Here is a 20,724-nt window from a genome sequence, read left to right on the forward strand (position 1 = left end):
GCCGGATGCCCAGCTCCCGCCGTCCGCGTGCCGCGCGGTCCACGTCCTTTGCCCGCCGATGGCGTTCCGCCGTCGTGGTCTGCGCCTTCGCCGCCGCTGCCGCGGTCGGTGTCGGGGTCGCGTTGCAACTTCCGTCGGCCGGGGCCGAGGTGCTGGTCACGGACGGGTTCGCGGCCCAGCCGCCGGCGCCGCCCGTGCCGGCGCCGCCGCCGAGCGTCTCCCCGTCGCCGTCCCCGGCGCCCAGCTCACCGGCGGCGCCCGTGCTGGCTCTGCCCGGCCCGGTGCCGGCGCACGGCCGGGGCAGCTTCGGCTACGACGACCGGACCAGCGGCGTGCTCGGGACGGCCGGGACGCTGCGCCGGTTCCGGGTGGCGGTGGAGAACGGCTCCGGCGAGGACGTTCACGCCTTCGGTGGGGCGGTGCAGCGGGCCCTGACCGGGCCGGGGAGCTGGGTGGACGGCGGCCGGTTGCGGTTGCAGCGGGTCGCGCCGGGGGAGCGGTACGACTTCACGATCTACCTGGCCACCCGGGACACGGCGGGCCGGCTGTGCGGGGCGGGTGGGATCGACATCCGCAAGGGCGGGGTGCCGTACACGTCGTGCCGGGTGCCGGGCAAGGTCGTGATCAACCTGGACCGGTGGCGCACGTCCGCCCCGCACCTGGTGGCCGCGCGGATGCCGCTGGACGCCTACCGGCTCTACGTGGTCAACCACGAGGTGGGGCACCAGTTGGGGCACCACCACGAGGCCTGTCCGGGCGCGGGCCGGCCGGCGCCGGTGATGCAGCAGCAGACCCTGTTCCTCGACGGGTGCCGGCCGAACCCGTGGCCGTACCTGGGCGGGAAGCGGTACACCGGCCCGGCGCTCTGAAGGCGTTCGTGAGGGATTCTCGCGGCTTGCGCCGCAAAAGCAGCTAAATGCCCGAATTGCGTGGCACCCTGGTGGCATGACGTCGTCGTCCCCTTACGACCCGCCTGCCGCGCCCGAACGACCCGGCCTGCGCCGGATGCGCCGCCGCCGACGGCGGTCGGTGCTGCTGCTGACCATGATGCTCGCGGCCGGCGGCGGCGCCCTGGGGATCACCCGACTGAGCGAGCCGCCGCGCACCGAGCGGGTCCCGCTCGCCGCCGTGCCGTCGCTCGCCCAGGGCGCCGAGGCCGAGATCCCGGCGGCTCCGACCGGCTATCCCACCGCCGGTTCCGGCACCTTCGCCGTGGCCGAGGGCCGGTCGGAGGTACGCGGCCAGGCCGGCCCGCTGCGCCGCTACCGGGTCGAGGTCGAGCAGGGTACGGGTCAGGACGCCGACGAGTTCGCCGCCACCGTGGACGCGGTGCTCGGCGACCCGCGCAGCTGGATCGCCTCCGGGGAGCTGCGGGTGCAGCGGGTGCCCGAGGCGGCCGCCGCCGACTTCACCGTCTACCTGGCCACCCCGGCCACCTCGGAGCGGATGTGTGCCGAGGGCGGGCTGCGCACCGAGCGGTACACGTCCTGCCGGCTTCCCGGCCGGGTGATCCTCAACCTGGCCCGCTGGATGTCGGCGGTCCCCGACTACGGCGCCCCGCTGGAGGTCTACCGGACCTACGTGGTCAACCACGAGGTCGGCCACGAGTTCGGCGAGCTGCACCAGGCCTGTCCCGCGCCCGGCGCCCCCGCGCCGGTGATGCAGCAGCAGACGTACGGGCTGGACGGCTGCGTGCCCAACGCCTGGCCGTACGTCGACGGGGTCCGCTACGACGGTGAGCCGACCGACGGCGTCTGAGTTATTCCCGGTCCCGCAGTTCGGGCCGAGTGTCCCTCATCATGGCCGATCCCCACCCGGGCGAGCGACAATGGCGCGGTCCCACCGCCGATCCCGGGGAGTCCACCGTGTCGTTGCCCCCGCTCGTCGAGCCCGCCGCCGAGCTGACCGTAGACGAGATCCGCCGCTACTCGCGCCACCTGATCATCCCGGATGTCGGGGTCGAGGGGCAGAAGCGGCTGAAGAACGCCCGGGTGCTCTGCGTCGGCGCCGGCGGTCTCGGCTCGCCCGCGCTGATGTACCTCGCCGCCGCCGGCGTCGGCACGCTCGGCATCATCGACTTCGACACCGTCGACGAGTCGAACCTCCAGCGCCAGATCATCCACGGCGTCTCCGACGTCGGCCGGTCCAAGGCCGAGTCCGCCGCGGCCTCGATCCGGGAGATCAACCCGCTGGTCAACGTGGAGATCCACAACACCGCGCTGGACCGGGAGAACGTGCGGGACATCTTCTCCCGCTACGACCTGATCGTCGACGGCACCGACAACTTCGCCACCCGCTACATGGTCAACGACGCGGCCGTGCTGCTCGGCAAGCCGTACGTCTGGGGTTCGATCTACCGCTTCGACGGCCAGGCGTCGGTGTTCTGGGCCGAGCACGGCCCCTGCTACCGCTGCCTCTACCCGGAGCCGCCGCCGCCCGGCATGGTCCCCTCCTGCGCTGAGGGCGGCGTGCTCGGCGTGCTCTGCGCGTCCATCGGGTCGATCCAGGTCAACGAGGCGATCAAGCTGCTCGCCGGCATCGGGGAGCCGCTGGTCGGCCGGCTCATGGTCTACGACGCCCTGGAGATGAGCTACCGCAAGATCAAGGTCCGCAAGGACCCGAACTGCGCGCTCTGCGGCGAGAACCCCACGGTCACCGACCTGCTGGAGGACTACGAGGACTTCTGCGGCGCGGTCTCCGAGGAGGCCCAGGAGGCGGTGGTCGACTCGACCATCACCGCCCTGGAGCTGAAGGAGTGGCAGGACGCCGGCAAGGACATCTTCCTGGTCGACGTCCGCGAGCCCGCCGAGTACGAGATCGTCCGGATCCCCGGCTCCACGCTGATCCCCAAGGGCGAGATCATCTCCGGCGAGGCGCTGGCGAAGCTCCCGCAGGACCGGCAGATCGTGCTGCACTGCAAGTCCGGCGTCCGGTCCGCCGAGGCGCTCGCCGCGCTCAAGGCGGCCGGGTTCAAGGACGCCGTGCACGTGCAGGGCGGCGTGCTGTCCTGGGTCAAGCAGATCGACCCGTCGCTGCCCGCCTACTGACGTCGATGTCCCGAAGGGCCCTTCCGGTGCGCCGGGAGGGCCCTCGGCGTGTCACCGGTGGGCCGGGCCACCTCTGACCGAGCTACCGAGGCGTAACCGCGTCGGCGCAGGTAGCGTCGCCTGCGTGGTGGATCTGGAAGCGGCGATCGGGTTCGTCGTGGCGCACGGGGACGCGGTGGACCGCGCCCGGCTGTCGCGGCTGCGCACCGGCGCGTCGGTGCCGCCGGAGCTGCTCGACGCGGCGGAGTCCGGCCAGGCCGTCGGCGGCGGCTGGCCCGCCGTGCTCGACGGCGAGGTGGCGTCCGTCGACGCGACCTGCTTCCGGCTGTCCGAGCTGGACGACCTGGGCGCGCTCGGCCGTCCCGCCGCCCGGCACGCGCTCGACTGGCTGGCCGCCGGCCAGCTCGCCGACGGGGGCTGGGACGAGCACCCGTCGCTGGCCGGGTTCGCGCCGGAGTGGGCCACGCCCGGCGATCCCGAAGCCCGGTTCTACCTGACCGCCGACGCCGGGTTCTGGCTCACCGTGGCCGGGCTGGACGCCCGCGCCGCCGGCCCGCTCGACCACCGCGTCGGCGGGGCGTACGCCGGGGTGGTCCAGGCGGCGGCCCAGGCGCTGGCCGGGCGGCTCGCGGCGGACGGGAGCTGGCCGTCGTTCCTGCCGGCCGGCTGGCTGGCCGCGGCCGTGCTGCACCGCCAGCAGATGTACTACGAGTCAGCCCGGATCCAGGCCGTGCTCGCCGACCGGATCCCCGGCATGTCCCCGGCCGACGTGGCCTGGCTCGCCGCCACGCTGCGGCGGGTGGAGGTGGGCGAGGAGCAGTGGCTGCTGGTGTCGGCGCGGCGGCGGCTGGCCGAGACCCAGCGCAGCGACGGCGGCTGGGACAGCGACGACGGGCACCAGTTCGACGTGCACACCACGCTGCGCGCGATACGGGCCTGCCGCCCGACCGCCCCCGAGGCGCCGGTGTCCGGCGCGCCGTTCGTGGTGCCGCGCATCGTCGCGCTGCCGGCCGCGCCGGCCCCGCGTACCGCCCCCGAAGCGTCCTCCGCCCACGCCCCGCGTTCCGTTCCCGGCGCGTCCTCCGCCCAGGTCCCGCTTCCCGCCCCCGAAGCGCCCCCGGTCCAAGCCCCGCCGCCCGCCCCCGACGCGCCCTCGGCCCAAGCCCCGCTTCCCGCCCCCGACGGGTCCTCCGGTGCGGTGCCCGACCTGCGCACAGGCTTCGTTCCAGGTTCGCCCCCGGCCCTCGTCGCAGATCCGACCTCGCTCCCCGTCCCGGCCCCCGCTTCGCTCGCCGGGCACCCGGTCCCACCCGCACCGCCCGTCGATCATGGAGTTGTGGCGCCCAGCATGTCGGATTGACCCCGTTGTCCGAGGTGCCACAACGCCAAGATCGACGAAAAGGCGGGCGGGAGTGCGGGAGTTCCGGGAAGGAGCGCCGCGACAATGCCCCACCCCGGACCGCGCGCCGGATCTTGGAAGGAAGTGGCCGCTCTGAGGGCCGTTTCCTTCCAAGATCTCGTGCGAGGTGCGGTGGGTGACGAGTTCTCATCCCGAACCCGGTCTCACCCACACCGCCCGACGAGGACGTGGGCGGGCGGACGCGGAGCCGTGGGTGGATCAGCGGACGTGGCCGTCGCCGGTGACCACGTACTTGGTGCTGGTCAGCTCCGGCAGGCCCATCGGCCCGCGGGCGTGCAGCTTCTGCGTCGAGATGCCGATCTCGGCGCCGAAGCCGAACTCGCCGCCGTCGGTGAAGCGGGTCGACGCGTTGACCATGACCGCGGCGGCGTCCACCCGGGCCACGAACTCCCGGGCCGTCCGCTGCGAGTCGGTGACGATGGCCTCGGTGTGGCCGGTGCCGTACCGGCGGATGTGCGCGACCGCGTCGTCCAGGGAGTCGACCACGGCGACCGAGATGTCGGCCGAGAGGTATTCGGTGGCGAAGTCCTCGTCGGTCGCCGCGACCACCCCGGCGGAGTGCGCGGCGACCTCGGGGGTGCCGTGGACGGTCACGCCGGCCTCGGCGAAGGCGGCCAGCACGGCCGGCAGGAAGACGTCCGCGACGGCGCGGTGGACCAGCAGCGACTCGGCCGTGTTGCAGGTGGACAGCCGCTGCGTCTTGGCGTTCAACGTGACCGCCAGCGCCTTGTCGAGGTCGGCGGCGGCGTCCACGTACACGTGGCAGTTGCCCACGCCGGTCTCGATCACCGGCACTGTCGACTCCTCGACCACTGCGCGGATCAGCGACGCGCCGCCGCGCGGGATCAGCACGTCGACCAGGCCCCGGGCGCGCATCAGCTCCTTGACCGAGTCGCGCGAGGAGGAGTCGAGCAGTTGCACCGCGTCCGCCGGCAGGCCGGCGCCGGCGACCGCGTCGCGGAGCACCTCGACCAGGGCGGCGTTGGAGTGCGCCGCCGAGGAGGAGCCGCGCAGCAGCGCCGCGTTGCCCGACTTCAGGCAGATGCCGGCGGCGTCGACGGTCACGTTCGGCCGGCCCTCGTAGACGATGCCGACCACCCCGAACGGCACTCGGACCTGACGCAGCTCCAGCCCGTTCGGCAGGGTCGAGCCGCGCACCACCTCACCGACCGGGTCGGGCAGTGCGGCCATCTCACGCAGCGCGTCGGCGATGGCGGCCACCCGGCCCCCGTCGAGGGCGAGCCGGTCCAGCACGGCCGCGGACAACCCGGCGTCGCGCCCGGCCGCCAGGTCCGTCGCGTTCGCCGCCAGGATCTCCGGGGTACGCGCCACGAGCGCGTCGGCCATCGCGTGCAGCGCGGCGTCCTTGGCCGTACGGGTTGCCGTGGCCAGGACCTCCGCCGCGTCCCGGGCCCGGCGGGCCTGCTCGACGACGCTCATCTGCGCTCCTCAGGTGTTAGGAGGGGCCCCTTGTTATGCAGAATGCGTTAACAAGGGGCCCCTGCTTACAGCAAAACGAGGTCGTCGCGGTGGACGACCTCACGTTCGTAGGCCGGGCCGAGCGCCGCGGCCAGCTCCGAGGTGGAGCGCCCGAGCAGGCCGGGCAGTTCCACCGCGTCGTAGTTGACCAGACCCCGGGCCACCGGCGCGCCGGCGGTGTCGACCAGGTCCACCGGGTCGCCGGCGGTGAACGCGCCGTCCACCGCGGTGATCCCGGCCGGCAGCAGCGACTTGCGCCGGCCGACCACGGCCTGCACCGCGCCGGGGTCGAGGTGGAGCCGGCCGCGGGGCGCGGTGGCGTGCGCCAGCCAGAAGAGCCGGGCGGCGGGCCGCCGGGCACTCGGGTGGAAGTAGGTGCCGACGGGCTCGCCGGCCAGCGCCGCCCCGGCCAGCGGCGCGGCGGTGAGCACCACCGGGATCCCGAAGCCGGTGGCGATCCGCGCCGCCTCGACCTTGGTCACCATGCCGCCGGTGCCCACCCCGGCCCGGCCGGCCCCGCCCACGTCGACGCCGGCCAGGTCACCCTCGCCGCGCACCTCGGTGATGCGGGTGCTGCCCGCGCGGGCGGGGTCGCCGGTCCAGAGCGCGTCCACGTCGGAGAGCAGCACCAGCAGGTCGGCGTCGACCAGCGCGGCGACCAGCGCGGCGAGGCGGTCGTTGTCGCCGAACCGGATCTCCTCGGTGGCCACCGTGTCGTTCTCGTTGACGATCGGCACGGCCCGCAGGTCGAGCAGTTTGCGCAGGGTCCGGTACGCGTTGCGGTAGTGCGCCCGCCGGGTCACGTCGTCGACGGTCAGCAGCACCTGCCCGACGGTGTGCCCGTGCCGGGCGAACGCGGTCGCGTACCGCCCGATGAGCAGGCCCTGGCCGACGCTGGCGGCGGCCTGCTGGGTGGCCAGGTCGCGCGGGCGCCGGGGCAGCCGCAGCGGCGCGAGACCGGCGGCGATCGCGCCGGAGGAGACCAGCACGACCTCGCGACCGGCGGTGGCGAGCGCGCCGAGCGTGTCGACGAGCGCGTCGACCCGGGCGTCGTCCAGCCCGCCCGTCGCGGTGGTCAGCGAGGACGAACCGATCTTGACCACGATCCGGCGGGCCGAGGTGACTGCTTCACGCACCCGACCATTCTGCGCGCTGCGCTCCGCGGGACCGTGGCGCGTTCCCATATCGTGGCAGCTCGTGACACCTGACGAATACGTCGAGGCGGTGCTGACGCTGGTCGAGCGGATCCCGCCGGGCCGGGCCATGTCGTACGGGGCGGTCGCCGACGCGCTGGCGGAGCGCTCCGGGCGGGCGTCGGCGCGGCTGGTCGGCTCGATCATGGCCCGGCACGGAGGCGGGGTGCCGTGGCACCGGGTGGTGAACGCGGCCGGCCGGCTCCCGCCGGGTCACGAGCGGGAGGCCCGGGCCCGGCTGCGCGCGGAGGGCTGCCCGTTGCGCCGGGACCGGGTGGACCTGGCGGCGGCGGCCTGGTCGCCGGAGGAGGGGATGTGACCGCGACCATAACGTGAGTAGCATTCGGCTCCATGACAGCTTCGGGCCTGCCCCGCCGGGTGCACCTCGGATACGCGCTGGGCTCCCTGGCCACCGGCGCGTTCGGCACCGTGCCCGGGCTGCTCCTGCTGCCGTACCTCACCGACACCCTGGGCGTGGCGGCCGGGCTGGCCGCGCTGCTGGTGCTCCTGCCGAAGGCGTGGGACGTGCTGGTCAACCCGGTGGCCGGGCGGATCTCCGACCGGACCCGCTCCCGCTGGGGTGCCCGCCGGCCCTACCTGCTCGGCGGTGGGCTCGCCCTGGCGGTGCTGTTCGCCGCGATCTTCGCCGCGCCGTTCGGGAACGGTCCGGCCGCCGCCGGGTACGTCGCGCTCGCCTTCCTGGCCGCCGCGACCGCGTTCGCCTTCTTCCAGGTGCCCTACGTGGCCATGCCAGCCGAGCTGACCGCCGACCCGGCGGAGCGTACCCGCCTCATGACCTGGCGGATCGCGGTGCTGGCACTGGCCATCCTGGTATCCGGCGCGGTGGCCCCGGCGGTGGTCGCCGCGGGCGGCGACGGCCTGCCGGGCCACCGCTGGATGGGCCTGTTCGTGGCCGCGCTGATCGTGGCCGGCGCGGTCGGCGCGTTCCTCGGCACCCGGTCCGCGCCGGCCGCGACGGTGGGGGAGAGCGAGCCGAGCCTGCGTGCCCAGCTCGCGGTCGCCGGCCGCAACCGGCCGTTCCGGGTGCTGCTGATCTGTTTCGTGATCCAGTCCGCCGGGGTGGCCACCGTGCTGGCCGGCGTCAAGTACTTCGCCGACCAGGTGCTGCGCGCGCCGGACAGCGGCCCGACGCTGCTCTTCGCCTGCTTCGTCGCGCCGGCGCTGCTGGTCATGCCGCTCTGGAGCCGGGCCGGTGCCCGGCTCGGCAAGCGGGCGTCGCTGGTCGCCGCGTCGCTGCTCTTCGCCGCCGGCGCGCTCACCCTGGTGACCGCGCCCGCGCTGCCGGCCGCCGGAGCGTACGCGGTGGTGGCGGTGATCGGCGTCGGGTACGCCGGCCAGCAGGTCTTCGCGCTGGCCATGCTGCCGGACTGCATCGCCTACGACACCGCGCGCACCGGGCGGCGGCAGGCCGGGGTGTTCACCGGGCTGTGGACCGCCGGGGAGACGTTCGGACTGGCCCTGGGGCCGGGCATCTACGGCCTCGTGCTCCAGATCTCCGGCTACGTCTCGTCGTCGACCGGGGTGGCGGCGGCCCAACCGGGCAGCGCCCGGCTCGGCGTGCTGCTCGGCTTCACCGTGCTGCCGGCCCTGCTCGTCGCCGCCCCGGTGGTGCTGCTGCGCGGCTACACGCTGACCCCCGCGCACCTGAGCACCGCGTCCGACGCCGTCCCGCCGACCGTGCGCGCGTGAGCCACCACGTCACACCCGCCGCCGCGGACCGTCACGAGAGGAACACCGGAGACCGATGACCGACACGGCAGGTGCGGGCGCGCTGCCCGCCGAGGGAATGCCCGCGCCGCGGGTGCTGGACGAGATCCGGGCGCTGCGGGCCGGCGACCGACCCACCCACGGTGGGCGGCTCTTCGCCTACGTCTACGACCCGGGCGTGGCCGGGCTGGACGAGCTGGCCCAGGCCGCGTACGCGGAGAGCGCGCACGTCAACGGCCTCGATCCGACCGCCTTCCCGTCGCTGCTGGCGATGGAGAACGCGCTGGTCGCCGCCGCCGCCCGGCTGCTCGGCGGCGGCCCGGGCACGGACGCGCCGGACGTGGTCGGCAGCGTCACCGGCGGCGGCACCGAGTCGCTGCTGCTCGCGGTCAAGGCGGCCCGCGACGCCCGTCCCGACCTCGCCGAGCCGCGGATGGTGGTGCCGGCCAGCGCGCACGCCGCGTTCGCCAAGGCGGCGCACTACCTGCGGGTGGCGCTGGACCGGGTGCCGGTCGACCCGGTGACGCTGCGGCCGGACGTGGCAGCGGTGGCCGCCGCGATCCGCCCGGAGACCGTGCTGGTCGTCGCGTCCGCCCCGTCCTACGCGCACGGCGTGGTCGACCCGGTCGCGGAGATCGCCGCCGTCGCGGCGAAAGCCGGCGTGCGCTGTCACGTGGACGCCTGCTTCGGCGGCTGGGCGCTGCCCTGGCTGCGCCGGCTCGGCGCGCCGGTGCCGCCGTTCGACTTCGCCGTGCCCGGGGTCACCTCGATCTCGGTGGACCTGCACAAGTACGCGTACGCCCCGAAGGGGGTGTCGGTGCTGCTGCACCGGGACGCGGCGCTGCGCTCCCCGCAGTACTTCGCGTACGCCGACTGGCCCGGCTACACGATGGTCAACCCGGTGATCGCCTCCACCCGCTCCGGCGGGCCGATCGCCGCCGCGTACGCGACGCTCCGCCATCTAGGCGAGGACGGCTACCTGCGGCTGGCGGCGTCGACCCGGGACGCGGTCGCCGGGCTGGCCGACGCGGTCCGCGCCGTCGACGGCCTGCGGTTGATGGCGGAACCGGAGTCCACTGTGGTCTGCCTCACCGCCGAGGACCCCACGCTCGACCTGTTCCTGCTGGTGGACGAGCTGACCGCGCGGGGCTGGCACACCCAACCCCAGCTCCGGTACGCCGACCTGCCGGCCAGCGTGCACCTCACGGTGACCGCCGCGGTGGCACCACGGGTGGCCGAGTTCGGCCCGGCGCTGGCCGACGCGGTCGCCGCGGCCCGCGCCGCCGGGCCGGTCGCGCTGCCGCCGGACCTGCTGGCGCTGGCCGGCGGCCTCACCCCGGAGGCGCTCACCCCGGAGTTGGTGGCCGGGCTGGCCGAAGGGCTCGGCCTGGGCGGTGGCGCCGGTGCGCCGGATCGGATGGCGGTGGTCAACACGCTGCTCGACGCCGCCCCGGCGCCGGTGCGGGAGCGGCTGCTGGCGGAGTTCGTCGGGCTGCTCCAGCGCCCGGCCTGGTGACCCGAAGACGTCCGGCCGGCACCCACGGGCGCCGGCCGGACGGACGAGGAACCGGTCAGGCCGCGTCGGCCACCCGGACGGTGAACGAGGCGGTGTTGTCGGCCGGGTCGGCGTCGGTCACGGTGTTGCCGTACCACTGGGTGCCGAGCTGGAACGAGACGGTGCCGAGGTCGCCCGGCGTGGTCTCCGGCTCGGCGCGCAGCAGCACGTCGAAGCTCCGCCGCTCACCGGTCATGAAGCGGTCGCCCGGAACCACGAAGTTGGTGAAGAAGCTCGGCGCGTCCTGCGGGTCGGTACCCCAGATCACCACTCCGGCCGGCAGCCCGGTCGCCTCGACCGACAGGTACTCGTGCGCGGTGTCGCCGGCCCACCCGACGGTCACCGGCAGTCGACCCTGGTAGCTGCCGTCCTCCTGGCGGGTCAGCGTGACCGCCCCGGCCGTGGTGATCGAGGCGCGGGCCTGGGTGTCCTGCACGTAGGGCACCGGGTTGCGCAGCGAGCCCGAGGTGGAGCGGAAGCGGGCGGCGAAGCTGGCCCGGTCGGCGACCTCGTTCCGGCCGTCGCCCACGTTGACCGAGATGCGCCCGCCCTTCGCGATCATCGCGACGTCCCGGGTCGGGGTGAGGACGTCGAAGCCGATCGAGAACGACCGGCTCTCGCCCGGTTCGATGTCGCCGCCGGGCACCGAGCAGGTGGCGGTCCGCCGGTTGTCCTTGGGGGCGCCGAAGCCGCACGCCTCCTCCGGGTCGAGCCGGCCGAGCGAGCCGGCGACCGGCTCGACCACGAAGACGCTGAAGTAGGTGGCGTCCGGGCCGTTGTTGGTCACCGTGACCGGCAGGCTGCCGTGGTAGCCGCGGTTCGTCGGTTCGAGCACCAGCCGGCCCACCGAGATGTCGGCGGCGGAGCTGTCGGTGGTGGGCGCGGCGGTCGCCGGAGCGGCGAGCGCCAGCAACGCGGCGCCACCGCCGAGCACGACGCCGGCCAGTCGACGTCCGGTGCGAGTGTTCATCTGGAAGGTCCTCCCGTGGTCCCCGTCACCGCACGGCTCGTCCGCGCGGTGTCACCCGTAGCACGCGACGGGTGTCGATCCGGTTGCGATCTTTTCTGGGTGAGATCCGACAGTGGTTCAGCGGTACGTGTAGCGGTCCTCGTTGTTCTCGTGGTCCTGGTCCAGCAGCGGGTCGGCGTCGGTGCCGACCGGCGACACCTCGGCGATGCCGGTGCCGCTGGCGCTGTTGGTGTTGCGGAGTCCGAAGCGGAAGGTCCGCTCCGCGCCGGGGCCGAGCGGGCCGAACCGGCAGACGATCGGTCCCTTCGGCGGCGCCCCGTCCCGGCAGGCCGACCAGTCGCCACCGTCCGCCACCGTGCCCACCTGCATCCGCAGGTGCAGCTCGACCAGGTCGGCCGGAACCGCGCCGAGGTTCCGCACCGTGACGGCGATCGTCCCGGTACGCGCGCCGTCCGCGTCCGGCGCGCTCCACGCCACGTTGCCGGCGGAGACCGTCAGATCGGTCAGGTGCGGGTTCGGGGCGAACGAGGTGGGCCCGTCCACCTGGGTGAAGCGCGTTCCGGACCAGCGGTAGCCGCGCCACTGACGCTGCGACCAGTCCAGCGACCAGCCACCGCCGGGTGAGCGGTCCGCCATCTCCACCCGAACCGTGCCCCGGTCGGTGACCTGCGTGTCCAGCAACCACCCGGGCGCCGTCTTCGCGGACCGGGTGACCTGGCCGAGCACGACGATCCGACCGTCGGCATCCCGGTCGAGCGCCACCACCTGCGACGGGCCCTGCTGGAAGATCAGGCAGCGGAGCAGGGCGACCGTCTCGACCGCGCCGTCGCCGTCCACGTCCCCGTGGGCGAGCTTCTCCAGGAGCACGTCGCCCTCCTTCCGGTAGCTGGCGGCGAGCCGGGTCGGCCCGGCCGTGCAGACCGCGCTCGGCGCCCACGCCGGCAGGTCGAGCCGGGCGGCCAGCAGTTGGGACCGGGTGATCCGCCCGTCCGGCGCGGTCGAGGCCGGGCCGCCCGTGCTCGGCGACGCGGACGGCGTCGGCGCCGGCGGTGACGTGCTCGCGGACGGGCTCGGGGTGCCGGTCTGCGCGGGAGCGGGCGACGGGTCGGGCCGCCGCTCCAGGGCGGCGTTCGCGCCCACCGGAATCGCCACGGCGAGCACCACGGCCGCCGCGGTGACCACCGCGGTCCGCCGGCGGCGCCGACGCACGGTCCGCCGGACCGCGGCGGTTCCGGCCGGGTGCACCACCGGGGCGTACGCGGCGCGGAACTCGGCGAACTCGCCGCCGACCAGGATGTCGTCGGGCTCAGTCATGATGGTTCACCTCGTTCGTCGTGGTGAGTTGCGCCGCCAGCGCGGCCCGCCCCCGGTGCAGCCAGGACTTGACGGTGCCCTCCGGCACGTCCTCCTGGGCCGCGATCTGCGCGACGCTGAGATCGGCCAGGTAGTGCAGCACCACCGCGCGGCGTTGGTTGGTGGGTAGGACGGCCAGCGCGGCGGTCAACGCGACGCGGTCCGGGCCGGGCCCCGGCACGTGCTCCTCACGCTGCCGGTGCAGCCACGCCTGGGCCGTCCGCAACCGCCGCCACCGGCTGGTCGCCAGGTTCCACGCCACCCGGCGGACCCAGGCCACCGGGTCGTCGTAGCGGGACACCCGGGACCAGCGCGCGAACGCCCGGCAGAACGCCTCCTGCACCATGTCCTGCGCCTGCGTCAGGTCACCGCAGTAGGCGGTGAGCTGGATGGTCAGCGACCGGAAATGCGCGTGGTAGAGGCCGTCGAAGTCGACCGTCTCCGGCCCGTCCGGGCGCCTCGCCGTCCTTTCGGGCGGCGGATCGTCGAGCCGCGGCTCCCTCGTCACCGTCATCTGGTCCTCCCCGTGAGCATGCCGCCGGCGCGGTCACACCGGTCACACGCCCAGACGTCGGCCCGGGTTGCGGGGTTGCCGCGTCGACGCCGGCGGGGACTGTCCGGTCGGGGACAACTCCGGGCGGTATGACGGCGATCACATTCCGGGAATCCCAACAACCATCGTAAGTATTTACGTTTATGGATTAATGGTGGTTTATGTGGATCTTTCCCATCCGTAGCGTCTTCCTCAACGGAACGACCGACACGGGAGGACACGACATGGACATCCGGAAGATCACACTCGTTGGCGCGACCGGCCTGGCCGGCCTGGCCCTGGGCATCGGCGCCGTGGCGGCGATCGGCCCCGGCCCCTCCGTCGCGCTGGCCATCGGCCCCGGCCCGTCCGTGCCGCTGCCGATCGGTCCGGGTCCGTCGGCGTTGGCCGGGTGGATCGGTCCGACGAAGATCGGCCCCGGCCCGTCCGTGCCGCTGCCGATCGGTCCCGGCCCGACCGTGATCACCGCGTGGCTCGGCCCGACCGGGATCGGCCCCGGCCCCGGCGTCGCGGGGAACTGACCGTCTCGACCGCCCGGCCGGCACCGCCGGCCGGGCCGTCGGCCCCACACCCCGGCCGGCGTCCGTCGCGGGCAAACGCCCGGGCGCGCGGGGCCGTGGCCGACCCTCGCTCGGTCGACCTGACGAGGGCGGGGGCGGCCGTCCGGTGCCGCCCGGCGTCAGCCGACCCGGCTCACCCGCACGAAGCCGGCCCTCGCGCGGGCGGGGCGACGGTCAGGGTGGCGGGGACGGCCGGCGCGCCGTCGGATGCGTACGGTCATGGTGTTCCTCCCCGTGTCGTGGACGGCCGACCGGCCGGCCACGTGGCCGGGAACCTACTCGCGCGGGAGCCGACCGGTCGCCCCGAGGGGCAAAGCGTGCAATCCGCCGCCGGCCCCGACTTCCGGTCCGACCGCTGTGGTTGACTGTCGGTCCGGGGACAGCGGAGGGAGGCCCGACGTGCAGCTGCCGGCCGTGCTCGGTGAGCCGATCCGGTTCGTGCTGAACTGGGGCCGCCGCTACTCGCTCTGGGTGTTCAACTTCGGCCTGGCCTGCTGCGCGATCGAGTTCATCGCGACCAGCATGGGCCGGCACGACTTCATGCGGCTCGGCGTGATCCCGTTCGCCCACGGCCCCCGGCAGGCCGACCTCATGGTGGTCAGCGGCACCGTCACCGACAAGATGGCCCCGGCGGTCAAGCGGCTCTACGACCAGATGCCGGAGCCGAAGTACGTGATCTCGTTCGGCGCCTGCTCGAACTGCGGCGGCCCGTACTGGGACTCCTACTCGGTGACCAAGGGCGTCGACCAGCTCATCCCGGTCGACGTCTACGTGCCCGGCTGCCCGCCGCGGCCGGAGGCGCTGCTGCACGGCATCCTCCGCCTCCAGGAGAAGATCGCCGCCGAGGAGTCCGGCGTCGGCGGCGTCCCCCGCCCCGACCGGCTCGCCCCGCCGGCGGACTCGGTCCCGCGGCCGGTGGAGGCGCTGACCGCACCCCCGGTGCGTCCCCCGGTCGGCTGAACCGCCGGGTGGCGCAGCGGGACTAGCCTGCGGACCATGACCGACTCCGCGGAGAAGCGTTCCGCCTTCATCGTCGACGTGCTGACCGAGGAGTTCGGCGCGTCCATGGCGATCGACCCGGCGGCGTTCCGCCGGAAGTTCCGCAAGATGGCCGCCTCACCGTTCGCCTTCTACCGGGGCAGCGCCTCGCTCTTCTACGCCGACCAGCTCGGCGACTTCGCCAGCGAGCGGTTCCTCGACGACCGGACCAGCCGGGTGTGGATCCACGGCGACCTGCACGCGGAGAACTTCGGCACCTACATGAACGCCTCCGGGCAGCTCGTGTTCAACGTCAACGACTTCGACGAGGCGTACGTCGGGCCGTTCACGTGGGACCTCAAGCGCCTGGCCGCGAGCGTGGCGCTGCTCGGTTACGCCAAGGCGCTCTCCGACCGGGTGATCGGCGAGCTGGTGACCGGCTTCGCCCGCTCCTACCTGGCCGAGTTGCGGGCCATCTCCGCCGGTGGGGACGACGCGATCGGCTCGATCACGCTGGAGAACGCGGACGGCGTGCTGCGCCGGGTGCTCCAGCAGGCCCGGCTGAACACCCGGGTGGACCTGCTCGCCGCGCAGACCACGATCGACAACTACGAGCGCCGCTTCTCCCTCGGCGACGGCGTGTACGAGATCGACGCCGCGACCCGGGAGAAGGTCTGCGCCGCGTTCGAGGACTACCTGGGCACGCTGCCGGAGTCGACCTCCCGGCTGCGCCCGGTGGCCACCACCATCAAGGACGTGGTGCTGCGCAAGGGGGTCGGCATCGGCTCGGCCGGGCTGCCCTCGTACAACCTCCTGCTGGAGGGGCACACGCAGGCGCTGGAGAACGACGTCGTCATCTACATGAAGCAGGCCCAGGTGCCGGCCGTGGCGCGGCACATCGACGACGAGCGGGTCCGGTCGTACTTCCGGCACCAGGGGCACCGCACCGCGGAGTCGCAGCGGGCGTTGCAGGCGCACGCCGACCCGTGGCTGGGGTTCACCGAACTGGACGGCGCCGGGCAGCTCGTCGCCGAGGTCTCCCCGTACGCGGCGGACCTCGACTGGGCCGACGTCAACGAGCCGGAGGAGCTGGGCGGGGTGCTCACCGACCTGGGTCGGGCGGTGGCCCGGATGCACTCGGTGGCCGACGACGAGTCCAGCCATGACCTGGTCGACTACTCGACCGAGGACTCGATCGTCGCGGCGGTGGACGCGGACGCCGACGGATTCGTCGACTACCTGGTCGACTTCGCCCACCGGTACGGGATCCGGGCCCGCGAGGACCACCAGCTCTTCGTGGACCTGTTCCGCAACGGCCGGCTGCCCGGCATCTGAGCGGGCACCCGCCCCGCCTCACTGCGCGAAGTCCAGCACCACCTTGATGTCCTCGCCCGTCGAGGCGTACGCCTCCCGGTACGCCGAGACCGGCACCCGGCGGGTGATCAGCGAGTTCAGCCACGACCGGTCGGCCCGGGCGAGCGCCTGGGCGGCCAGGTCCCAGTGCCGGCGGCCGGCGTTGACCGAACCGAAGACCACGTTGTTCTCCAGCACCAGCTCCCGGTTCAGGGCGCCCGCGTCGAAGTCGATGGTCCGGCCGCCGCTGGAGACGCCGGTCAGGCAGACGATGCCGGTGGGCGCGGCCTTGCACATCGCGTCCAGCACCACCGGCGGCGCGCCGGTGCACTCGACCACCACGTCCGGTTGCAGGTCCAGCTCGGCCACGGTCGAGCTGTGGTAGGTGGCGCCGAGCGCGCGAACCAGGTCCGGCTTCGGGCCGGTGGTGTTGCGGTCCAGCACGTGCACGGACAACTCCCGCTGGCTGGCCAGCAGCGCGGCCAGCAGCCCGATCGGCCCGGCGCCCGTGATCAGCGCGGTCTTCGGCTTCCACTCGGCCCGGCGGCCGATCCGCTCGATGTGGTCCCACGCCTTCGCCACCACGCTGGTCGGCTCCAGCAGCATGCCCACCGACGCGAGCGCCTCGTCCAGGCCGACGGCGAACTTGGGCTGCAACCGCCAGCGGTCCCGGGCGAACCCGGGCAGCCCCTTGATGCCGTGCTCGGTGTACTGACCGTTGCGGCACATGTCCCACTCGTCCATCGCGCAGTTCGCGCACGGCACCGGGTCGGGGTGGCGGACCACGCCGGCCACCAGGTCGCCCGGGTGCAGCGTGCCGGTCGGGTCCTCCAGCACCCGGCCCAGCGACTCGTGCCCGAGCACGAGCCGCTCCTGTCCCGGGGGCGCCTCGCCGTACTCCCCGGCGATGATCTCGTGGTCGGTGCCGCAGACGCCGACCGCCAGCGCCTCGACCAGGATCGCGCCCTCCTCGGGCTCCGGCTCGGGCCACTCGTCGGTCAGTCGGAGCGAGTCCGGGACACCCGGGGTCACAGTCACAGCGCGCACGGTCCTCATCTTTCCCCGCCGTGCGCCGGTCCGCCCGGCAAAGCGACGATCCGGGCCGGGCGGCCCGACCCGGCCCGCGGCCGCCGGCCATAGGATCAGCGCATGACTCCGGAAGAGGTCGGCCGGCGGGTGGTCGCGCTGCTCGCGCCCGTGGAGGCCGCCGCGTCGGTCTCCGGCGGTCAGGGGTACGCCCGCGCCACCGTCGACGTACCCCCGGCGAGCTGGGCGGACGCGGTGCGCGCGGCGCGCGACGACGCGGAGCTGGAGTTCGACTTCCTCGACTGGCTGTCGGCGGTGGACGAGCTGGCCGACGGCTTCGACGTGGTGGTGCACCTCTGGTCGGTGCGGCACCGGCACGGTCTGCTGCTGCGCACCCGGGTGCCCCGCGCGGCGCCGGTCGTGGCGTCCGTGGTCGACGTCTTCCCCGGCGCCGACTGGCACGAGCGGGAGACCCACGAGATGTTCGGCATCGACTTCGCCGGGCACGCCGAGCTGCGACCGCTGCTGCTGCCGCCGGAGTTCGAGGGGCACCCGCTGCGCAAGGAGTTCGTGCTCGCGTCCCGGGTGGCCAAGCCGTGGCCCGGCGCCAAGGAACCGGGCGAGTCGGAGGCCGGTGGCGGGCGGCGACCGGTCCGGCCGCCGGGCGTACCGGCGCCGGGGGAGTGGGGAACGACGCCCACCCCGGCCGGCGCGGCCGGGGCGGGCGAGGGCCCGCGCGGCGGTACGCCGGCCCGCCCGGCCCGGGAACGTCCGGCGCGCCCGGCCCCCGGTGGACGTCCCGCGCGTCCCGCGTCCGGGGAACGGCCGACCGGGCCGCCCCGCCAGGAACCGCGGCCCGACGCGGCGGGGGAGTCCTGATGCCCGACTGGTTGGAGCTGGTCCTGCGGGTGGTGGGCGTGCTGGTCGCGTTCCTCACCCTGCCGCTGATCGTCGGGCAGGCCGAGCACAAGGTGATGGCCCACATGCAGGGCCGGCTCGGCCCGATGTACGCCGGCGGTTTCCACGGCTGGGCGCAGCTGGTGGCCGACGGGATCAAGTTCGTGCAGAAGGAGGACGTCACCCCGCGCGAGGCGGACCGGCCGGTGTTCCGGCTCGCGCCGGCGGTGGCCCTGGTGCCGTACCTGCTCGCCCTGCTGGTCATCCCGCTCGGGCCGGGTGACCTGGTCGCCCAGCCGCTGGACATCGGCCTGTTCTTCGTGCTCGCGGTGGTGGGCATCGGCGTGCTCGCGGTGCTCATGTCCGCCTGGGCGTCGGCCAACAAGTACAGCCTGCTCGGCGGGTTGCGCGGCGCCGCCCAGCTGCTCGGCTACGAGCTGCCGCTGGTGCTGGCCGCCGCCTCGGTGGCGATGGCGGCGGGCACGCTCAGCCTGCCCGGCATCGTGGAGGCGTGGCATCCCTGGTGGCTGCTCTGGCAGGCGCCGGCCATGGTGATCTTCTTCGTCGCCGGGCTGGCCGAGATCCGCCGCCCGCCGTTCGACATGCCGGTGGCCGACTCCGAGCTGGTCTTCGGCTACATGACCGAGTACACCGGCCTGCGCTTCGCGTTCTTCCTGCTGGCCGAGTACGTCGGCATCGTGGTGATCGCGGCGCTGACCACGGTGCTCTTCCTCGGCGGCTGGCAGGGCCCGTTCGCGGACGCCCAGCTCGGCTGGCTGTGGACGCTGCTGAAGGTGTTCGCGGTCGCCTTCGTGATCATCTGGCTCCGGGTGAGCTACCCGCGGCTGCGCGAGGACCAGCTCCAGCGCCTCTGCTGGCTGGTCCTGGTCCCCCTGGCCCTGGCCCAGCTGGTCCTCACCGCCGCCGTCCGCCTCGCCCTGTAACCCCCTCACCCCTCCTCGTCGATCTTGCACTTCCTGCCCCGGCAAAAGGTGCGAGACGCACGAACCGGGGGCCCGAAGTGCAAGATCGACGAGGGAGAGGGCTCAGCGCAGCGGGGTGTGTGCGGGGTCCACACGCTCGTCCGGGGTGGGGGGCGGGGGTGGGGTGCCGTCGCCGAAGGGGCGGCCGCCCAGGTCCTCCCGGCCGTGCGGGGTGAGCCAGTTGCTCAGGTCGGGGCCGAGCGGCACGATGCCGGTCGGGTTGATGTCGCGGTGGACCTCGTAGTAGTGCCGCTTGATGTGGTCGAAGTCGATCGTGTCGCCGAAGCCCGGGGTCTGGAACAGGTCCCGCGCGTACGCCCACAGCACCGGCATCTCGCTCAGCTTCTGCCGGTTGCACTTGAAGTGCCCGTGGTAGACCGGGTCGAAGCGGACCAGCGTGGTGAACAGCCGCACGTCCGCCTCGGTGATCGTGTCGCCGACCAGGTAGCGCTGCCCGGCCAGCCGCTCGCTCAACCAGTCCAACCGGTCGAAGAGCCGGTGGTACGCCCGCTCGTACGCCTCCTGGCTGCCGGCGAATCCGCACCGGTAGACGCCGTTGTTCACGTCGGCGAAGACCTTCGCGTTGACCTCGTCGATCTCGGCGCGCAGCGGCTCCGGGTAGAGCTGCGGCGCGCGAGGCCGGTGGTGGGCCGTCCACTCGGTCGACAGGTCCAGGCTCATCTGCGCGTAGTCGTTGGTCACCACCTGCCCGGTGGGCACGTCCACCAGCGCCGGCACCGTGATACCCCGCTCGTAGCCGGGGAAGCGGGCGAAGTAGGCGTCGGCGAGCCGTTCGATGCCGAGCACCGGGTCCCGGCCGCCCGGGTCCAGGTCGAACGTCCAGCTCCGCTTGTCGTGGGTGGGCCCGGCGACGGCCATCGAGATGGCGTCCTCCAGCCCGAGCAGGCGCCGGACGATGATCAGCCGGTTCGCCCACGGGCACGCCCGACTGACCGCCAGCCGGTAGCGGCCCGGCTCCACCGGCCAGCCGTCCCGCCCGTCGGCGGTGATCCGGGTGGCGATGTAGCGCTGGTCCCGGGTGAACTCGCCGCCCGGTTCCACGTACTTGCCACCGGTCCGGTCGAGGACCTCGTCGTTGCTGCCGGCCACGCCCACCTCCCGAGTCAACTTCCGCTCCCATCATGGTCGCTCCGGCCGGTCCCGGCAGGCCGAGCGGGGCAGAGGGGGGCATAGGCTGCCGGCCGTGACCGATGTGGAGGCGGCGGCCCGACGCTTCATCGCCGACGTGTGGAACGGCGGCCGCGAGGAGAGCGCGTACGAGCTGGTGGCCCCGGACTGCCCCGGGCTGGGCGGCACCGGGCCGGAGGCGACGCTCGCCTGGCACCGGGACCGGCGGGCGTCCTTCCCCGACCTGCGTTACAAGATCGTCGAGGTGGTGGCCGGCGCCGGTCGCGTCGCGGTGCACTGGCGGGCCGCCGGCACGCAGGCCGGGCAGTTCGGTCCGGTGCCGCCGACCGGCCGGGTGGTCAGCTATTCCGGCGCGACGTTCCTGCGCTTCGACGACGCCGGCCGGATCGTGGACGTGTGGAGCGTGAACGAGCTGTTCCAGGTGCTCCAGCAGTTGGGCGTGGAGATGCTGCCCCCGCTCACACCCGGTTGATCGTCCGC

General features: G+C 74.1%; 19 protein-coding genes and 1 pseudogene. 13 read left to right on the forward strand and 7 right to left on the reverse strand.

Features of this window, described 5'->3' with window-relative positions:
* The first annotated feature begins 5 nt into the window (after positions 1 to 5).
* The 4 genes and pseudogenes from COO58_RS27130 to COO58_RS27145 form a co-directional block, all read left to right on the forward strand.
* Positions 6 to 869 (forward strand): DUF3152 domain-containing protein, encoded by an 864-nt coding sequence (locus COO58_RS27130; protein WP_091569847.1) that lies wholly within the window; start codon positions 6 to 8, stop codon positions 867 to 869.
* A gap of 76 nt (positions 870 to 945) precedes the next feature.
* Positions 946 to 1,758, forward strand: coding sequence for a DUF3152 domain-containing protein (locus COO58_RS27135; RefSeq protein ID WP_091569852.1), 813 nt, complete (start codon positions 946 to 948; stop codon positions 1,756 to 1,758).
* Between the two features lie 41 nt (positions 1,759 to 1,799).
* The gene (gene moeZ / locus COO58_RS27140; protein WP_176558987.1) at positions 1,800 to 3,047 is read left to right on the forward strand and encodes an adenylyltransferase/sulfurtransferase MoeZ; all 1,248 of its coding nucleotides are present in this window, start codon (positions 1,800 to 1,802) and stop codon (positions 3,045 to 3,047) included.
* A gap of 73 nt (positions 3,048 to 3,120) precedes the next feature.
* Positions 3,121 to 3,990 (forward strand): annotated as a pseudogene (locus COO58_RS27145) (hypothetical protein); the annotation flags it as partial.
* A 675-nt stretch (positions 3,991 to 4,665) separates the two neighbouring features.
* Here the strand turns inward: COO58_RS27145 and COO58_RS27150 are convergent.
* Entirely contained in the window at positions 4,666 to 5,907 is a 1,242-nt protein-coding gene (locus COO58_RS27150; RefSeq protein ID WP_091569861.1) for a glutamate-5-semialdehyde dehydrogenase, read from the reverse strand.
* Positions 5,908 to 5,972: 65 nt separating this feature from the next.
* A complete protein-coding gene (gene proB, locus COO58_RS27155; protein ID WP_091569866.1) occupies positions 5,973 to 7,130 on the reverse strand; it encodes a glutamate 5-kinase in 1,158 nt (385 codons plus the stop codon).
* 13 nt (positions 7,131 to 7,143) lie between these two features.
* Here proB and COO58_RS27160 point away from each other — a divergent pair, with 13 nt between their 5' ends.
* Genes COO58_RS27160 through COO58_RS27170 form a run of 3 tightly spaced genes read left to right on the forward strand, consistent with a single transcriptional unit; the run spans position 7,144 to position 10,383 of the window.
* A complete protein-coding gene (locus COO58_RS27160; RefSeq protein ID WP_098747812.1) occupies positions 7,144 to 7,458 on the forward strand; it encodes an MGMT family protein in 315 nt (104 codons plus the stop codon).
* 32 nt (positions 7,459 to 7,490) lie between these two features.
* The gene (locus COO58_RS27165; RefSeq protein WP_098747814.1) at positions 7,491 to 8,849 is read left to right on the forward strand and encodes an MFS transporter; all 1,359 of its coding nucleotides are present in this window, start codon (positions 7,491 to 7,493) and stop codon (positions 8,847 to 8,849) included.
* Positions 8,850 to 8,904: 55 nt separating this feature from the next.
* Positions 8,905 to 10,383, forward strand: a complete 1,479-nt coding sequence (locus tag COO58_RS27170) for an aminotransferase class V-fold PLP-dependent enzyme (RefSeq protein WP_098747815.1) — start codon at positions 8,905 to 8,907, stop codon at positions 10,381 to 10,383.
* A gap of 55 nt (positions 10,384 to 10,438) precedes the next feature.
* Here COO58_RS27170 and COO58_RS27175 read toward each other — a convergent pair whose 3' ends face one another.
* The 3 genes from COO58_RS27175 to COO58_RS27185 form a co-directional block, all read right to left on the reverse strand.
* A complete protein-coding gene (locus tag COO58_RS27175; RefSeq protein ID WP_091569883.1) occupies positions 10,439 to 11,392 on the reverse strand; it encodes a hypothetical protein in 954 nt (317 codons plus the stop codon).
* A 117-nt stretch (positions 11,393 to 11,509) separates the two neighbouring features.
* Complete coding sequence (locus COO58_RS27180; RefSeq protein ID WP_091569888.1) at positions 11,510 to 12,706, reverse strand: hypothetical protein; 1,197 nt, start codon at positions 12,704 to 12,706, stop codon at positions 11,510 to 11,512.
* Positions 12,699 to 13,259, reverse strand: a complete 561-nt coding sequence (locus COO58_RS27185) for a SigE family RNA polymerase sigma factor (RefSeq protein WP_091569892.1) — start codon at positions 13,257 to 13,259, stop codon at positions 12,699 to 12,701. Before COO58_RS27185 ends, COO58_RS27180 begins: the two co-directional genes overlap by 8 nt.
* Before the next feature lie 263 nt (positions 13,260 to 13,522).
* Between COO58_RS27185 and COO58_RS27190 the strand changes: the two genes are divergently transcribed.
* From COO58_RS27190 to COO58_RS27200, 3 genes are all read left to right on the forward strand, one after another.
* Complete coding sequence (locus COO58_RS27190) at positions 13,523 to 13,819, forward strand: hypothetical protein (RefSeq protein ID WP_098747817.1); 297 nt, start codon at positions 13,523 to 13,525, stop codon at positions 13,817 to 13,819.
* Between the two features lie 438 nt (positions 13,820 to 14,257).
* Positions 14,258 to 14,818, forward strand: coding sequence for an NADH-quinone oxidoreductase subunit B (locus COO58_RS27195; RefSeq protein ID WP_091569900.1), 561 nt, complete (start codon positions 14,258 to 14,260; stop codon positions 14,816 to 14,818).
* Between the two features lie 36 nt (positions 14,819 to 14,854).
* Positions 14,855 to 16,171 carry a DUF2252 domain-containing protein gene (locus tag COO58_RS27200; protein WP_091569905.1) on the forward strand — a complete coding sequence of 439 codons (1,317 nt, stop codon included), beginning with the start codon at positions 14,855 to 14,857 and terminating at the stop codon, positions 16,169 to 16,171.
* Positions 16,172 to 16,189: 18 nt separating this feature from the next.
* On the opposite strand, the gene COO58_RS27205 is transcribed toward COO58_RS27200, so the two are convergent.
* Positions 16,190 to 17,236: a glucose 1-dehydrogenase gene (locus tag COO58_RS27205; protein ID WP_176558988.1), complete on the reverse strand. Its 1,047-nt coding sequence runs from the start codon at positions 17,234 to 17,236 to the stop codon at positions 16,190 to 16,192.
* Between the two features lie 102 nt (positions 17,237 to 17,338).
* Here COO58_RS27205 and COO58_RS27210 point away from each other — a divergent pair, with 102 nt between their 5' ends.
* Positions 17,339 to 18,094, forward strand: coding sequence for an NADH-quinone oxidoreductase subunit C (locus tag COO58_RS27210; RefSeq protein ID WP_098747820.1), 756 nt, complete (start codon positions 17,339 to 17,341; stop codon positions 18,092 to 18,094).
* Complete coding sequence (nuoH, locus tag COO58_RS27215) at positions 18,094 to 19,056, forward strand: NADH-quinone oxidoreductase subunit NuoH (protein ID WP_091569914.1); 963 nt, start codon at positions 18,094 to 18,096, stop codon at positions 19,054 to 19,056. The genes COO58_RS27210 and nuoH overlap by 1 nt, the downstream gene beginning before the upstream one ends.
* Positions 19,057 to 19,158: 102 nt before the next feature.
* On the opposite strand, the gene COO58_RS27220 is transcribed toward nuoH, so the two are convergent.
* Positions 19,159 to 20,223, reverse strand: coding sequence for a glutathione S-transferase family protein (locus tag COO58_RS27220; RefSeq protein WP_369700223.1), 1,065 nt, complete (start codon positions 20,221 to 20,223; stop codon positions 19,159 to 19,161).
* A gap of 76 nt (positions 20,224 to 20,299) precedes the next feature.
* On the opposite strand from COO58_RS27220, the gene COO58_RS27225 reads away from it, so the two are divergent.
* On the forward strand, positions 20,300 to 20,716 hold the full coding sequence (locus COO58_RS27225; RefSeq protein WP_098747823.1) for an ester cyclase: 417 nt from the start codon (positions 20,300 to 20,302) through the stop codon (positions 20,714 to 20,716).
* The last annotated feature ends 8 nt before the right edge of the window (positions 20,717 to 20,724 follow it).

Source organism: Micromonospora sp. WMMA1996 (assembly GCF_002573675.1).
GTDB classification, from domain to species: Bacteria; Actinomycetota; Actinomycetes; order Mycobacteriales; family Micromonosporaceae; genus Micromonospora; species Micromonospora sediminicola.